Origin of the sequence: Aliivibrio fischeri, from assembly GCF_009727955.1 — a bacterium.
Lineage (GTDB): Bacteria > Pseudomonadota > Gammaproteobacteria > Enterobacterales > Vibrionaceae > Aliivibrio > Aliivibrio fischeri_A.
The window spans coordinates 835,304-851,660 of sequence record NZ_WOBR01000004.1; the positions used below are offsets into that span (position 1 = coordinate 835,304).

General features: G+C 38.8%; 13 protein-coding genes. 5 read left to right on the forward strand and 8 right to left on the reverse strand.

Translation table 11 applies throughout. The features are described 5' to 3' along the window. On the reverse strand, positions 1 to 351 hold the full coding sequence (hinT, locus tag GNP81_RS07185; RefSeq protein WP_155673526.1) for a purine nucleoside phosphoramidase: 351 nt from the start codon (positions 349 to 351) through the stop codon (positions 1 to 3). A 305-nt stretch (positions 352 to 656) separates the two neighbouring features. On the opposite strand from hinT, the gene GNP81_RS07190 reads away from it, so the two are divergent. Continuing rightward, a complete protein-coding gene (locus GNP81_RS07190) occupies positions 657 to 2,648 on the forward strand; it encodes a methyl-accepting chemotaxis protein (RefSeq protein WP_063645586.1) in 1,992 nt (663 codons plus the stop codon). A gap of 85 nt (positions 2,649 to 2,733) precedes the next feature. Here the strand turns inward: GNP81_RS07190 and GNP81_RS07195 are convergent, their stop codons facing one another. Continuing rightward, entirely contained in the window at positions 2,734 to 4,116 is a 1,383-nt protein-coding gene (locus GNP81_RS07195) for an alpha-amylase family protein (RefSeq protein WP_155673525.1), read from the reverse strand. A 163-nt stretch (positions 4,117 to 4,279) separates the two neighbouring features. Then, positions 4,280 to 4,753, reverse strand: coding sequence for a LabA-like NYN domain-containing protein (locus tag GNP81_RS07200; RefSeq protein ID WP_005418921.1), 474 nt, complete (start codon positions 4,751 to 4,753; stop codon positions 4,280 to 4,282). Positions 4,754 to 4,847: 94 nt separating this feature from the next. Here GNP81_RS07200 and GNP81_RS07205 point away from each other — a divergent pair, with 94 nt between their 5' ends. After that, positions 4,848 to 5,306: an RNA methyltransferase gene (locus GNP81_RS07205; RefSeq protein WP_005418920.1), complete on the forward strand. Its 459-nt coding sequence runs from the start codon at positions 4,848 to 4,850 to the stop codon at positions 5,304 to 5,306. Positions 5,307 to 5,340: 34 nt separating this feature from the next. After that, positions 5,341 to 6,306, forward strand: a complete 966-nt coding sequence (locus GNP81_RS07210) for a phosphotransferase (protein WP_155673524.1) — start codon at positions 5,341 to 5,343, stop codon at positions 6,304 to 6,306. A gap of 132 nt (positions 6,307 to 6,438) precedes the next feature. Here the strand turns inward: GNP81_RS07210 and GNP81_RS07215 are convergent, their stop codons facing one another. Then, on the reverse strand, positions 6,439 to 7,452 hold the full coding sequence (locus tag GNP81_RS07215; RefSeq protein ID WP_155673523.1) for a hypothetical protein: 1,014 nt from the start codon (positions 7,450 to 7,452) through the stop codon (positions 6,439 to 6,441). Between the two features lie 614 nt (positions 7,453 to 8,066). Between GNP81_RS07215 and GNP81_RS07220 the strand changes: the two genes are divergently transcribed. After that, entirely contained in the window at positions 8,067 to 9,554 is a 1,488-nt protein-coding gene (locus GNP81_RS07220) for an oligopeptide:H+ symporter (RefSeq protein WP_155673522.1), read from the forward strand. A 115-nt stretch (positions 9,555 to 9,669) separates the two neighbouring features. Here the strand turns inward: GNP81_RS07220 and GNP81_RS07225 are convergent, their stop codons facing one another. Next, on the reverse strand, positions 9,670 to 11,706 hold the full coding sequence (locus tag GNP81_RS07225) for a prolyl oligopeptidase family serine peptidase (RefSeq protein ID WP_155673521.1): 2,037 nt from the start codon (positions 11,704 to 11,706) through the stop codon (positions 9,670 to 9,672). 451 nt (positions 11,707 to 12,157) lie between these two features. On the opposite strand from GNP81_RS07225, the gene GNP81_RS07230 reads away from it, so the two are divergent. Next, on the forward strand, positions 12,158 to 14,110 hold the full coding sequence (locus GNP81_RS07230) for a BCCT family transporter (RefSeq protein ID WP_155673520.1): 1,953 nt from the start codon (positions 12,158 to 12,160) through the stop codon (positions 14,108 to 14,110). Positions 14,111 to 14,198: 88 nt separating this feature from the next. On the opposite strand, the gene GNP81_RS07235 is transcribed toward GNP81_RS07230, so the two are convergent. The 3 genes from GNP81_RS07235 to GNP81_RS07245 form a co-directional block, all read right to left on the reverse strand. After that, positions 14,199 to 14,708: a GNAT family N-acetyltransferase gene (locus GNP81_RS07235; RefSeq protein ID WP_236798231.1), complete on the reverse strand. Its 510-nt coding sequence runs from the start codon at positions 14,706 to 14,708 to the stop codon at positions 14,199 to 14,201. Positions 14,709 to 14,882: 174 nt separating this feature from the next. Next, positions 14,883 to 15,596, reverse strand: coding sequence for a sulfite exporter TauE/SafE family protein (locus tag GNP81_RS07240; protein ID WP_005418886.1), 714 nt, complete (start codon positions 15,594 to 15,596; stop codon positions 14,883 to 14,885). Between the two features lie 109 nt (positions 15,597 to 15,705). Continuing rightward, positions 15,706 to 16,245, reverse strand: a complete 540-nt coding sequence (locus GNP81_RS07245) for a YaeQ family protein (protein WP_005418884.1) — start codon at positions 16,243 to 16,245, stop codon at positions 15,706 to 15,708. Positions 16,246 to 16,357 lie beyond the last annotated feature (112 nt).

Below are 16,357 nucleotides of genomic sequence, written 5' to 3' on the forward strand. Positions count from 1 at the left end.
TTAGCTTAGTAGCATTGGACCTAGAGGACGACCGCCAACTAGGTGCATATGAATATGGTAAACTTCTTGACCGCCATGAGGATTACAGTTAACGATTAAACGGTAACCATCTTCAGCAATGCCTTCATCTTGTGCAATTTTTTTAGCTACAGTAAACAAACGTCCCATCACCAATTCATCTTCTGGTTCTACGTCATTCGTAGTAGGGATCAATTTATTAGGAATGATTAATACATGGCTTGGCGCTCTTGGATTAATATCGCGAAAAGCCGTAACTAAATCATCTTGATATACCACATCCGCAGGAATTTCTTTACGAATAATCTTACTAAAAATTGTTTCTTCAGCCATGAAGCGCCTCCAATAATACCCAGAATTCTATTTTATTTTTTACTTTCACTTAGTATGCGTTACAAATAGCTCAAAAACAATCACTTGAGAAATAGTAAAAGCAATCATCTAAAACCCAAACAGAGAACTCACCCGAAATAATGTAAAAATTTTAACAGTTATTGTTAATTTTATAGACAAGGTCGCAATTTGTGTGACGAGTTAATCATATCATGAATAATCACTGTAACCATTTTAAGACTCGCAAGCAAAAAAGTCATCATTGCACAATCTTAATACCCTTTTAGATGAAAGAGAGATACAACATGAACAGTTCGGTAGTTCGTCGCATGTACGCAGGATTCTCCTTAATTGTTATCCTATTTATTACGACGGTTATCTTAATGCTCAACGGAACGAGCAATATTCACAAACAGATGCAATCTGTCTCTTCAGAATCCATGCCTTTAGTGAGCTTATCAAACGAAACAAGCGTCTCCTTACTTGCTGCTGATAAGTCATTTAAAGATTTCCTTACTACTCGCGATCCTATTCAAATGCAGCAAGCTCGTGAGCAATTTTCTGTTGCAGAAACCAAATTTAAAAATACCTTTAAACAACTTATCAATACCGCTCAACAAAAAAACACGGGCGCACAACAACGTTCAGAACTGGCTAAAATAGAAAGCGCTTATTTCAATGAAGCAAAAGTAGCAATGGATAACTACCAAGCCCTACTGACTGCTGAAGATGAAAAACAACAAGCGATCCGTAACTTTCAACGTCTTTACACTGAGTTAAGTGTACGCATGAAAGAATACATTAATGACCAAGAAAGTATCGCTGTTAAGATGATGGCGAAAAGCTACTTCGTGAAACTAGAAGACGCAGAGCTGATTACCTCGGATGCATTAGCAAGTAACGATATCGCATTGGTTAATAAAGCCGTTAATCAAAACAAAAAAGCGGTTACGCACTTAAACTACGCTTACCGTGGGCTAGCAAACCAATTGCCTGAGCTAAAAGGCACATTTGATGATTCAGTAAAACAATTCAGTGCTGAAGTAGGACAAAAAGAAGGGATTCTAAATACTCACTTTGCCTACCTAACGGCTAAAGATGCGTTGTACACCAACATCTCAAACCTTGCTCAGCAAATTGATAAAGCCATCACCCTACTAACTTCATTTAATCAATTAGCAAACCAAGATTTACAAAACTCACTGCAACAAGCAGACACCATTTACCAACAAAGTCTTTATAAAGGGATTGCACTGGGTGTGGTTGTTTCTCTGTTAGCGACCTTTATTGGTTTTAACCTAGCGACATCAGTTCGTACTCCACTGCAAAATATGCTTAAAATCTTAGAGTCATTAACCTCTGGCGATATGACTCAGCGTATTGAAACCAAGCGAAATACCGAATTTAGCCGTGTATCTCGTCATATCAATACCCTTGCTGACAACCTACAAAAAGTATTAATTCAGTTAAGTGGAGCATCAGACGAACTGACTGAAGTTGCACAAAATAACAACGCAACCGCAGAGAAAGCGAAACAACAACTGCTGAACCAACGTGAACAAACCACAAGCGTTGCAGCGGCAATGACAGAGATGGAACACTCGGTTGTAGAAGTTGCCTCAAGCTCAGAAAGTTCACTACTAAAAGTACAAGAAGTAGAAGCCGCTTCTGAGCACGGTCAACAAGTCATGAAAAACAACTTAGAGACCATTGAGCAACTTTCTTCTCGTTTAGATGAATCAGTACAAGCCGTATCAAACCTACAGAAAGTAAGTAGCGAGATTGGCTCAATTTTGGATGTGATTAATAACATTGCTGAACAAACCAACCTACTTGCACTTAATGCCGCTATCGAAGCAGCTCGTGCCGGCGAACAAGGCCGTGGCTTTGCGGTTGTTGCTGATGAAGTTCGTATTCTTGCTCAACGTACAGCAAAATCCACTTCTGAAATTGAAGTAATGATTGCTAACCTTCAATCAAGCTCAAAAACCACCACGACAGTGATTGAAAGCTGTGTTGAAGACATGCAACAAAGCGTCACTCAAACCAACGAAGCCAATAATGCGATGGTGATGATCCAAAACTTAATTGAAGAGATCAGCCACATGAGTAATCACATTTCTCAAGCGGCAAACGAGCAAAGTGCAACAACAACTGAGATTGCACGTAGCTTAGAAGACATCAGCCACATTGCTGAAAATAACCAAGAAGCGATGAACGACATTGCTAATGTAAGCCAAACATTAAATGAACTGGCTCACCAGCAAAGTGATATTGTGCATCAATTTAAAGTGTAATTATCTTAGATAAGCAATGTAACAAACAAAAAAGGTGGATAAATTATCCACCTTTTTTATTACGCTTTGCTCTAAAAACTAACGATTAACGAGAAAACAGTAAATACGATTTTGCAGGAATAAAGAAACGTAAATTCCCTTGCTGCGGTGCATGATAAGTTTGAGAAGTATGCTCTAACCAAACTATATCCGCCTTAACCGCGACATTTACTTCAATATTATGTTCAGATTTATTGATAGCGACTAAACCACGCTCGCCTCGTGCAAACACCAAGTGCTCATCACTGGCTTCAACTTGCGTTTGAGTTTCGCCATACATTTCATGATAAAACCCAATCAATTGAGTCATGCGTTTAGAGCACCACTCATCTTTCCAGCGTGGATTACCTTCCGTATTTTTAAATCCACTGATCTCATTCTCTGAGTAAATAAGCGGAATGCCACCATCACGCCCAAACAAATACGCATAAGCTAGCCATTCGTTTTCTTCAGACATTACAAGGTCTTGAAACACCTGGTTATTAGGAATGTCGTGAGTCGTCGCAAAGGTAATTGCACGTAATGGAGAAAGTGCCATGCCGTAGATATACGGGTCTATCAGACTAGTTAATGACCCTTCACCCTCTAGCGCTTGATACAAGGTATTAAACAGAGGGAAATCATAAGCACCTAATTTGGTTTCTTGTAAATATGGGCTTAAAAAGGTTTCGTACTCTTCTTTTGTTGCACCGCCATCGGTAATGATCTCACCAAAAATATGAATATCATGCGTGATCTCTTCATCCCACACTTTCTCAAGATGCTCAAGACTCATGTGTTTTGCAGCATCAATCCGAAAACCTTTCACTCCTATGGCTTTTAACGCTTTTAAATACGCACGTTGCTGTGCAATCACATGTTCATTATCGGCTAATGTCGGTAAACCGGGATCGTGTGGACCACCTGAAATACGTCCGTTTTGCACTTCCCATTTGTCATTCCAATTCTCAATGCCAAACGCTTCAACAAAATCGTTCTCCGTAAACAAAGACTCAGATAAATCACCAAATAAAGTTAATGCCTCGTACCTTTCAGGATCTTTAGCATAGTCTTCTCTGTCCCATTGATTTGGGTATTCTAAATCAGCTCGAATATCCGATTCATTGGCCATGTGATTAAACACCACATCCACATAAACCCAAATATTAAGCTCAGTTAAACGTTCAACCATGCGTTTAAAGTCAAACGTATCGCCAAGAGGGTTATCAATCAAACGGTAATCTTGAGGTTGATAACGCTGCCACCACTTAGTTCCAGATAGTAAATTTAGAGATTTCATGGCAGGAGAAACAAGCACTGAGCGATAACCCAATTGAGCAATTAATTCAGCTTGTTCAGTAATTCGTTGATAGCTCCAATCAAAAGCGTGAAGTATCACGTTACTCACGATAGGAACCGGATCGGAATGCTGCTGTGTTGCTTGACTCATTTCATTATTATCCTTTTTTATGATGTGAGCCAATTATAAAAAGGCCGTTTTTCGTTGCCCTCCTCCCCATTCTATAAAATACAGTAGGAGTCGAAAGGCGTAGAATGATAATTATCTCAATTACAGATTACTTAACACAACAGCCTACAATAAATAATCTGTTTTATAACAATAGATTATCTTCAATTGGAATAAAGCGATCTGCCGCATCAATGAGTGAATTAGCGGTTAAATCTGCCACGCCATACACTTCAACTTCTTTATTAAAACGTGACTGAATTCGCTTAATGAGTAAATCAAAATCCCCATCACCAGACAATAAAACCACAATATCCGCCTGCTCAGCCAATTCAATCGCATCAAGGGTGATCCCTACATCCCAATCGCCCTTTGCCGAACCATCACGACGCTGAATAAAGGGTTTTAACTTAACATCAAAACCAATACCACGAAGAATATTATGAAACTGTTTTTGTTTATCATCGCTACGAGCAATAGCATAAGCGTTCGCTCCCACCACGGTTCTTCCTTCGGTTACTTTTGCCCATAGTGCGTTGTAATCGAAATGACGCTGGTAGACATCACGCGTGGTGTAATAGATGTTTTGCACATCAACCAAAATTGCTACTGTTTTCATAATCATTCTCTTAGGAAATTCTCTAATGAGTCTATATGAATGACATCAATTTAGGTATACTTCGCGCAAATTTTGTAAGAGAAAGACGGTAAAAATGACTAAAGGCTATTCTTGTATTGGTTTAGTAAACCCAAAAACACCTGAAAACGTAGGCTCTGTAATGCGCGCTGCGGGTTGCTATGGCGTAAACTCTGTATTCTACACAGGGAAGCGTTATGACATTGCTAAGCAGTTTTGTACGGATACAAAAAGTCAGCATTTAAACCTACCGTTAATCGGTGTTGAAGATCTAAGAGACATCGTTCCTCTAGATTGCGTGCCTGTTGCCGTTGATTTGATTGAAGGCGCAAAACCACTGCCAGATTACAAGCACCCACCACGTGCGTTTTACATTTTTGGCCCTGAAGATGGTACGCTGAAAAAAGAGATCACCGATTTTTGTCGTGAAACAATTTACGTACCTACCAATGGGTGTATGAACCTTGCGGCTGCGGTAAACGTGATCATGTACGATCGCATGGCAAAAGGCGACAACTTCTCAAACCATAAGTAATCTAGATTAAACTGGATGAATAAAGGAACTCGACATGTTTGATTTATCACGTATTTCGGGTTTCGAAAACGCATCAATTACTCAGACTGATACGCTACAAACTTTGTGGGGCGGTTATGGGGAGTTGGTGCGTTTGCATTTATGCAATGCCCCTACTTCCTCGATTATCATCAAACAAATCACGTTACCCAAACCTAAAGTGCATCCTAAAGGTTGGAATACGGATCGCTCGCATCAACGTAAGCTTGATTCATACCAAGTGGAACTCAATTGGTATCAAGATTATGCCAACTCAGTGTCACTGTATAACCCTGTACCCTGCTGTTTATACGTAGAGCAGCATGATAATGAACTCGTGTTAGTACTTGAAGATTTGGCGATCGCTGGCTTTCCTCTTGTAAAAACCGACGTATCATTAGATGAAGCCAAAGCCTGTTTAACTTGGCTTGCGTATTTTCATATCGAGCACTTAAACACACAACCAATTGGGTTATGGGAAACGGGTACTTATTGGCATTTAGACACTCGCCCTGATGAGCTTGAAGCCTTAACAGATTTACCATTAAAAGACGCTGCGTTTAAGATTGATCGAACACTTAAAAATACTCGCTATCAAACTCTTGTACATGGTGATGCGAAGTTAGCGAACTTCTGTTTTTCTGAAGATGGAAAACACGTCGCTGCAGTTGATTTCCAGTACATAGGAAAAGGCTGTGGCATGAAGGATGTGATTTTATTTATCAGCAGTTGTATTCCCCCTGAACAATGCGCAAAGCTTGAGAGCGAATTACTCGATCACTACTTTGAGCAAATCAAACACGCATTAGGGGAAAACCAATTAGAAACAGCCCTTGAAATAGAAGCAGAATGGCAACCTCTGTATTGCATCGCATGGGCTGATTTCCACCGCTTCGTAAAAGGCTGGAGCCCTGAGCATTGGAAGATAAATGAGTATACTGAGGGGCTTAAGTTAAGGGCTTTGGGTGAGTTGGGGGAATAAAGGATATTACAGTTTTGGGGTAATAAAGGCCGTGGCGAACGGCCTTTATTTATACTTTCCATAAAAGCATAGAGTCAGGTAAATAACCTAAGCCCTCAAAGCTAGCGACAAAAGTTAAAGAGGCCCATCAAACTATGGCAAAGTAAAATACCAAACAGCAGTAGAAGAAAGAATGCCGATAAAAAAACTTGATATTATGGATATAACTCCTTTTAAGAAAGTGCGTTTATTTGATTTTTTAAGTTTTTTAATAAGTTTTTCATCGCCACGATTAAGGCAAACATATGATAAAGGCATTATATTTTGCAAAGATTTACGGCACAAAGAACCAATAAAAGAGCTCACATACAGGATAAAAACTAACAAAACAAAACCAACTAATAATAATTGTAGCAACTCATTAAAAGCTCGCTCTGAGTTAGAAAAAACCACATCGTGTTCAAGTAGCCAATACAAAACAAAAATCATGGATGCCGCAAATATATTTTTACTTAACATCGCATATTTATTAATGTATTTTTGAAAGTGTGAAACGATTGGACCTTCCGTTGCAACGTCTAATGACTCAAACCAATCATCAATTAGCCGCTTAAATGTTTGTGCGACCATATAATCAATGTAGTTAATTTTCGCCTCAGCAACTGCAACCATATTAAAAGAATTACTTGAAAATACATCTAACATCCCATCATTTTGCCACTCTTCATAGTGAGATATTAAAGAGCCAATTCTGATCGATATATTATAACTTTGAGTCGTTTGAGTTACAGGCAGACGAATTAGAAAATTATATTCTAAATGTACATACTTCACAGGGCAATTTTTAGAAGGATCAAATGCAGAAAAACGAGCAAATGAACTAAACCTTTCATTATTATCTTCTTCATAATAAATAGTAATCGTACAATTATTTGTTACAAGATTATACTGTTCAAATGCTTGATTCATTTTACAATTCAATTGAACTAAATCATTCATTTCAACCTGATATCGATTCTTGTATTGTTTTCCAATTTCTTCAGTTTTTCCCGTAATTTCATTATACAAAGATTGCATAACTTGAAAACTAACTGGAACTTTATTTCCTTTTACCGTTTCAACTAAAATATCTGGATTAAATTCTGATGTATTTATTAGCTCTGACACTGTTATAGACCTATATGTTTTTCTTATTATTAAGACAGAAATGATACAGCAAATATTTAAAAAGACCTATAGAGTCAGAGACGGTCTTAGAATAAATATGTTTCTAATAATTTCTAAAACATTACTCTTGCTGTGTAACACCTTTAGTTTTCATAAATCAATCACTACAGTATTTCACAGTTATAAACTAGTACTAACAAAATACTACTATTTCTTACTTAATAAGCTAGCTTCAACCTGACGATCTCTTCCCTTAAAGAATTCAAAGCAGCTATATATTACGCTCCCCCATCCTAAACACGCCTTTACTCTTTATACGCATCAAAAAATAATGACTTTAGATAAGCAAATCTAATGCAGTTTATTGTATTGAAATCTCACCCAGTTACATTAATGAGATTTAATTTCAACCAATCAATAACTTATGCAACCTAGCAGACACCTAATTACGTTGCTCGACTCGGTTTTCCTAATGATTAATTATTAGAGTATTTAATCTAATGCGAGCTTGATCACGGAGACTAGATTACAAAACAAACAAATATCACGTTTTAATTTTCATAATTAGTTTTTAATGCGCACATAACAACAAACAGCTAGGTGAAATAACTAATATGGATAATAAAGTAAGTATATTAAACCAACCAAAACCATTTAAGATGATATTTTTCATTGAATTATGGGAGCGATTTGGTTACTACGGCCTTCAAGGGATCCTCGCCGTCTACTTCGTAGATAAGCTTGGCTTTAGCATGCAAGACTCCTTCGTTACCTTTGGTGCATTCGCTGCCTTAGTGTATGGGCTTGTCTCTGTTGGTGGTTACGTCGGAGACTATGTTCTAGGAACGAAACGCACCATGGTGTTCGGTGCAGTTGTTCTTGCTTTGGGTTATTTTTTAATGGGCTTCTCCATTTTAAATCCTAACTTTATCTATTTAGCCCTTGGTGCTATCGCCGTTGGTAATGGTTTATTTAAAGCAAATCCATCCAGCCTATTAGCTAAGTGTTATGAAAAAGGCGATTCACGCTTAGATGGTGCATTCACCCTTTATTATATGTCCATTAATATTGGCTCTTTAGTTTCCCTTTCTATAAGCCCTGTTATTGCCAATAATTATGGTTATGAATACGCATTTATCATCTGTGGTTTGGGTCTTATCGCTAGTTTATTTAGCTACTTTTCATTGCGCAGCACAGTGCAAGGGATTGGCTCTGAACCTGATGCCCTGCCTCTCAACAAAACCAAAGCGCTTATCGTTTTAATTGGTACAGTTGCATCTACTCTAGTGTGTGCATGGCTATTACAAAACATCATGATGGCAAACTTAGCACTTGGTCTAATCGGTGTTGGTGTGGTTGGCTTCTTCTTAAAAGAAACGTTTAAAGAAACAGGTGAACAACGCAACAAAATGATTGTGGCTTTCATTCTTATGCTACAAGCGATCATTTTCTATGTGTTATATGCTCAGATGCCAACATCACTTAACTTTTTTGCCATTAATAACGTCCACTCTGAGTTGTTTGGTATTGATATTAACCCTGTTAGTCTACAAGCGTTAAATCCATTCTGGGTGATTTTCTGTAGCCCTATATTGGCTTATCTATACACTTACTATGGAAACCAAAACAAAGACTTATCTATGCCAGGTAAATTCACTGTTGGTATGTTTATGTGTGCCTTTGGTTTCTTATCTGTTGCAGCCGCAGGCAACTGGTTTGCTGACCAAGCTGGTATGGTTTCGGTTTGGTGGATGATATTGGTGTACTTATTCCAAAGTTTAGGCGAGTTAATGATCAGTGGTCTTGGCCTTGCGATGGTGGCGAGTTTGGTTCCGCAACGTTTAATGGGCTTTACAATGGGCGCATGGTTTTTAACTCAAGCCGCTTCTTTCATCATTGGTGGTTATGTAGCAACATTCAGTGCAACGCCAGAGCATTTAACCGATCCTCTGGATACACTGCCTGTTTATACTGAGCTATTCCAAAACATTGGTTTTGTTACTTTAGCAGTCGCTATTGTAATGGCTGTTACTGCACCAAAACTAAATAAGATGATGACAAGCTCACAACCAGAAAACGCTGAATTGGTTGAGCAACCATAAGCATTTTTAGCTAAGTTAACTGACAAAAAAGCAGAATGAATTTTAATCCTCATTCTGCTTTTTTATTGTGATTTCAATTTGTCGTGTTCTTAACTATTAATGTATTAAACTCAAATTACTCAAACGGATTCACCTTCATATTACTTAAGGTAAATGCGTAAACATCCGCCATTAAATCCATCGATTTCGAGATTGGCATTCCGGCACCATGACCGGCATTAACATCGATGCGGATCAATACAGGATTATCGCCTGATTGCTTAGCTTGCAACTCAGAAATAAACTTATAAGAGTGAGCAGGAACAACGCGATCATCATGATCAGCGGTTGTCACTAATGTCGCAGGATATTCTACGCCCTCTTTCACGTTATGCACTGGTGAGTAGTTTAATAGGTAGTTAAACATCTCTTCGCTTTGTTCTGAAGTACCGTAGTCATACGCCCAACCTTCACCAGAAGTAAAGGTGTGGTAACGAAGCATATCCAGAACACCAACCGCTGGCAGAGCAACTTTAAATAGCTCTGGTCGCTGAGTCATACACGCACCAACCAATAAACCACCGTTTGAACCACCACGAATTGCCAAATGTGATGAGTCGGTATATTTTTCTGCTATTAAGAACTCTACTGCTGCAATAAAGTCATCAAATACATTTTGTTTCTGTTGCTGTGTTCCTGCCTTATGCCACTCTTTTCCATATTCACCACCACCACGAATATTAGGAATCGCGTACACACCGCCAAGCTCTAACCAACTGGCCATTACGCCACTAAAACTCGGCGTTAGGCTGACATTAAAACCACCGTATCCATATAGAATCGTTGGGTTACTACCATCAAGCTCAATGCCTTTACGATAAGAGATAAGCATTGGGATTTGCGTACCGTCTTTTGATGTATAAAACACTTGTTTCGATTCAAACTTCTCAGAATCAAAAGGGGAAGCAGACGCTAAATACAGTTCTGTCTCGCCAGTTTTTACATCAAATTGATAAATCGTTGGTGGTGTAACGTAGTTAGTAAAGGTAAAGAAGAGCTCGGTTTGTTCTCTTTTACCTGAGAACCCCGTTGCTTGGCCTTCACCCGGTAGTTCAATTTCTCGTAATAGATTGCCTGAAAAATCGTACTGCTTCACTTGGCTAAGTACATCAACCATATAAGTTGCAAACAAGGTACCGCCACCAACGCTTATATCTAATGGCTGTGGTTGTTCAGGGATAATGTCAGTCCACTCACCGGTAACAACATCATAAGATACCACTTTGCCATTAGGTGCATTTAGGTTCGTGAACATCAGCAGGTGTGTGTCTTCATTCTCAATCACATAGGTATCTGAATCCGTATGATCAAGCACCGTTAATCGATATGAACCGTCTCTGTTTAATGGTTCGATAAACAGTTTATTACCCGATGTTGATATAGATGCTGAGATCACTAAATACGCATCATCTTCCGTTGTATAACCACTTACGTAACGGTGTTTTTCTTCTTCACTTCCACCAAACACCAAAACATCGTCGGCTTGTGGTTTGCCTATCTCATGAAAATAGAGTTTATGCTGTTCTGTTCTTGCAGATAATTCACTGCCTTCTGGCTTATCATAGCTTGAGTAGTAAAAGCCTTTTGAACCTAACCATGAAATGCCAGTAAATTTAGCATCGACAATTGGCGCTTCAATTTGCTCTTTGGTTTCAGCATTTAATACGATGATTTTGCGCCAATCACTGCCCGCTTCTGAAATCGAATACGCGACTAATGAAGCATCTTTTGAAAAACTAACAACACTTAAAGAAGTCGTCCCCTCTCCGCTGAACGTATTTGGGTCAAGAAAGACTTCAATATCTTTCCCTTCTTTTGAACGATACAGAACACTCTGATTTTGTAAGCCATCATTTTGATAAAAATAGGTGTATTCACCACGCTTAAATGGTTGTGACGTTTTTTGGTAATCCTGACCTTTTGCGATTAAATCTCGGATATCGTCACGAAAATCAATGTGAGAAAGGTAATCGAAAGTGACGTCATTTTGTTTATTCACCCACGCTTCTGTTTCTTCACTTCTGTCATCTTCGAGCCAACGGTATGGATCAGCAATAGCATGAGAAAAATAGTGGTCAACGGTTGAGTCTTGTTTTGTGAAAGGATAAATCATAATGCATCCCTATTTATAATTAGTTTGTGTTATCTGTTTGTAGAATACGCCCATTAAAAATAAGAATGCAACTGTTTGGTGGTTTAAGACTAGTTATTGATACCGAGAGCATTAAGGTTCAATCAAAACCAATCATTGACACTTTTTATTCGTTTAGAATGTTTATTAAACAGCGACTTTTCGTAATTTATTTTTATGATATCTAGATCACATTTTTTATAAAATAAAGAAATAAGTTTGTCGACAGATTGACAAATTCGCTCTATTTTATCGTCGATTCAGGTTAATCGTGATCTGAATGTTTTTCGAGCATTACATTACTTACAAAAATACGTCCGCACACAATATTTATACTCTATTAATTTAAGTTGAACCCGTCTGAATTCCCTCAGCACGGGGAATTATTGGTGCGCGCACTTAATTAAATCTGTTTTTATTACGGACAATAAAAATGAAAAAACACTTCGAGCTTATCGATAAACCCACCTTTTTCGGCGCAATCTTACTGCTTTGTGCGGTTGTAGTTCCTTTACTGGTATTCCCAGCTGAAGGTGCCGAGTGGATTGCCGTAGCTAAAACATTTATGACCGACAAACTGGGCTTTGCATATTTAGGGCTAGGTTTAGCGGCATTTTTCTTCATGATCTACATCGTGTTCTCTGATATCGGCCAAATCAAACTGGGTGATCCAGATGAAAAGCCTGAATTTGCACTGGCGTCTTGGGCGGCAATGCTATTTTGTGGCGGTATCGGTGCCAGTATTTTGTACTGGGGTACGATTGAATGGGCATACTACTACCAGAACCCTCCGTTTCAATTAGAAGCTGGCAGTGAGGAAGCAGTACGTTGGGCGGCGACTTATGGTCTTTTCCACTGGGGTCCAATTGCTTGGTGTATCTATATGATCCCTGCAATTCCAATTGCTTACTTCTTCTACGTACGTAAACAACCTGTACTGAAAGTATCTGCTGCTTTAATGCCTGTTATTGGCGAAGCAAACAGCTTTGGTAAACTGGGTAAAGTTATTGATGTACTGTTTATCTTCGGTCTATTGGGCGGCGCAGCAACAACCTTAGGTTTAGCAGCACCACTTATCAACGAAGGTATTAGCTACCTATTTGGTATTCCTGCAACAACAGGTAGCCAGATTTTAGTACTTATGGTTTGTACCGCTATCTTTGCTTACTCATCGTATATGGGTATGGACAAAGGCATTAAGATTTTAAGTAACATTAACTTCTGGGGTGCATTAGGTTTACTGCTGTTTGTATTAGTTTGCGGTCCAACCATCTTTATGTTGGAAACAGGCTTAGACTCAATCGGTCGTATGCTATCTAACTTCTTTGTGATGGCGACATGGGCTGAACCGTTTGGTGGTATGGGTACGTTTGCAGATACGCACTTCCCACAAGACTGGACGATTTTCTACTGGGCATGGTGGTTAGTATTTGCACCAAGTATGGGTCTGTTCGTTGCTCGTATTTCACGTGGCAGAACGATTAAACAGATGGTTTCAGGTGCAGTATTCTTCGGCTCTTTAGGCTGTGCAATGTACTTCATCATCCTTGGTAACTACGGTTTATCACTGCAATTATCTGGTGAATTAGACGTTGTTGGTATTCTTAATAGCGAAGGCGCAACCCGTGCTATCTTCTCTATTTTAGAACAACTGCCATTCAGTACTTTTGTTATTGCTGTGTTTACTTTGTTATGTGTGATTTTCACTGCGACAACGTTTGACTCTATCTCTTACATTTTAGCGTCAGTAGTACAAACAAATGTAACTGAAGATCCAATGCGTTGGAACCGTCTGTTCTGGGCTTTCACCCTATCATTCATGCCATCTGCATTGATGTTTATGGGCGGCCTAGCAACATTACAAACAGCAGCGATTGTTGGTGGTTTACCTCTATTAGTTATCGCTATCATGCTAATGATCTCTGGTGTTAAAGCAGCCATGCTTGATTTATCACACCAAGATAATTACGTTGATCCTGTTATCAACATTTCTGACTTACCAGATGTTGATCCATGGAGCAAAGAAGGCCAAGCATTGGCACGCTTTGAACAGCTACGTGATAACGCAATTGAAGCGGCTGATCTTGAGCGTGAAGCAAACGATGCTATTTGGATGCTGAAAAAGCAATTACGTAAAGAAGCATTAGCTCGTGGTGAATCAAGTGTTGATTTAGGTGATGCACCTGATGAGATCATTGAAAAATTACGTCAACTAACTGATGACTCGACAAATGCTAAAGAAGCGAAATTAGCAGCGTCTGAGCTTGCTCAAGAAGCACGTGTTGCCTTTGATGCACTGATGCGTCAGAAAGTTGAGGAAGAAGCACAACAAGCAAATGAAGAAGCAAAATTGGCGATTAAAACAAGATTGAACACACCAAGCTAATCTTACATTAACTCAAATGCTAAATATGAAAAAACCGCTGAACTTCCAGCGGTTTTTTTATGTCAATGTAACGAATTATCTGTTCTATTTATTCAAAGAACGCTGGATGATAGTTAACTTCACCCTGAGGCATTTCAATTTCTGTTAATGGCAGACTTAAAAAATACTCAGCAGGTACGCCTTCTAGTATTAATTTTTCATCCGACTTAAAGCCAAATCGTTGATAATATTCTGGTTCACCAAGTAACACAGCCCCTTCCGCACCTTGCTCGATTAATTGTTCAAGACCTAGACGAATTAAACGTGAACCAATACCTTCACTTTGATGCTCAGGTAATACCGAAACAGGCCCTAAACCGTACCATTTCGAATCCTTACCATTAATTAATACAGGTGAAAATGCTATATGCCCAATGATGGTGTCACCCTTCTCAGCCACAAGTGACAGAGTAAGTGCATTATTCTCACGTAATCGTTCAATGATTTTATGCTCTGTTGGTTTTGCACCTGGAGCATGATGCGGATGGTTTTCAAACGCTTTATAAGTTACGTTTTCAATTGCTTTATGATCGGATTCTTTTTCTATTCTAAATTTCATGTCTATCTCTAATGTTTTAAACCGTTTTTGAAGGCGCACCACTTCAAATAAATCATTTGAAATAAAACACCTTCCGTTTACTTGATAAAGCATAGACTATGAAGCTTTAGACAGGTCAATAGATGTTTTTATAAACTTCGCACTATATTGAATTAACAATGCAAGTTAAGGTATTCATCTCATTCCTAATACTATAGCAGCGATACCTGATACCGAACACATCACCAAAGACACCTTTCTTATTGTTCCTTTATCGATTTTATCCACCACTTTCATTGCGACCAGATAACCGATAACCGAAGCCGGAAGTAATGGCAATGTAAGATATAAATGATTCAAGCTCATGTATCCCGCAGGTACTTGCACTGCAAGAGAAATAAAACTACTCACAACAAAGAAAGCAGATAAGTTAGCTCGAATAAGGTTTGCTTCTTGATGTTGTAATAACAGGGCCATTGGAGGGCCTCCAATACCTGAACTGGTACCGAATAGACCAGAGAAAAAACCTGCAATCGTCATTCTTGAATTATTTGGTTCAATACGAAATGGAAGCAAACTAATCGCAACAGCAAGTAATACAACCACACCAATCCAAAGAGACAGCAGTTTTGCATCTACGTAATAAAGCAATAAACCACCAAATACAGAACCGGGAATCCGACCTAAAAATGCGTACCCTAAGCCCCGAAAAGACACATTCGCTTTATGTTTATAGGCATTAATAATGGATAAGAATAAACCGACAATCACTATTGGGGCAGGAACGTAATCAGGAGAAATTAAAAATAGCAGTGGCGCAGTAACAATAGCAAGTCCAAAACCAATCGCACTTTGGACAAATGATCCTATAAAGATAAGGAACATTGCAGATAATAAACCAAGATCCATCAAAGTCGGCTCCATAAAAAATGCCTTCTGAATAAAGGCTAAACAGAAGGCATTATGAACCAGATTTAATTACTGAAACAGTAAAATCAAATAAATGAATCTAAATCACTTATTCTACTGATTGTAGGGTTTCCCAAGTAACTTCACACTCGCCCTGCTCAGTTGAAATAAATGCTGAGTCACCTGTGATCATCACTGAAATATCCATCGTTCTTTGAAGTAATGCAGCAAACGCTTGAATTTGTTCCCAATCAAAACGCACAACATCTACTGAGTAAGCAGAAAATTTACTTTGGTTTTGTTTCCACCACACTTCTGATTTTGAGTTGAAGCTATAAACTTTGGTTTCTTTTGACTGACGCGTTGCTTTTTTCATGCGATCCGCATCTGGTTCACCCGCATCGATCCATAATGAAATCGTGTCATCATATTCACGAACCCAAATATCAGGTTCGTCAACTTCTGATAATCCTTTAGTAAAGGTTAGGCCTTCTCTTGCATTTAAACAAAATGCTAATACACGCGCCATCATGCGTTCTGTGTTTTCTGAAGGGTGCTGAGCAATCGTCAGATTCAATGAATCATAATGATCACGATTCATGTCTGTTAAAGCGACGCGAAATTTATAGATGGTTGGTTTAAGAGCCACAGGCTTTCCTAACAATATGAGAATTGCGTGCATTGTACCCTTTTCTTGTTGCTATACCAGAGGTGTCTGATTTTTCATAAAAAAAGGCCTCACAGTGGTACCTGTGAGGCCT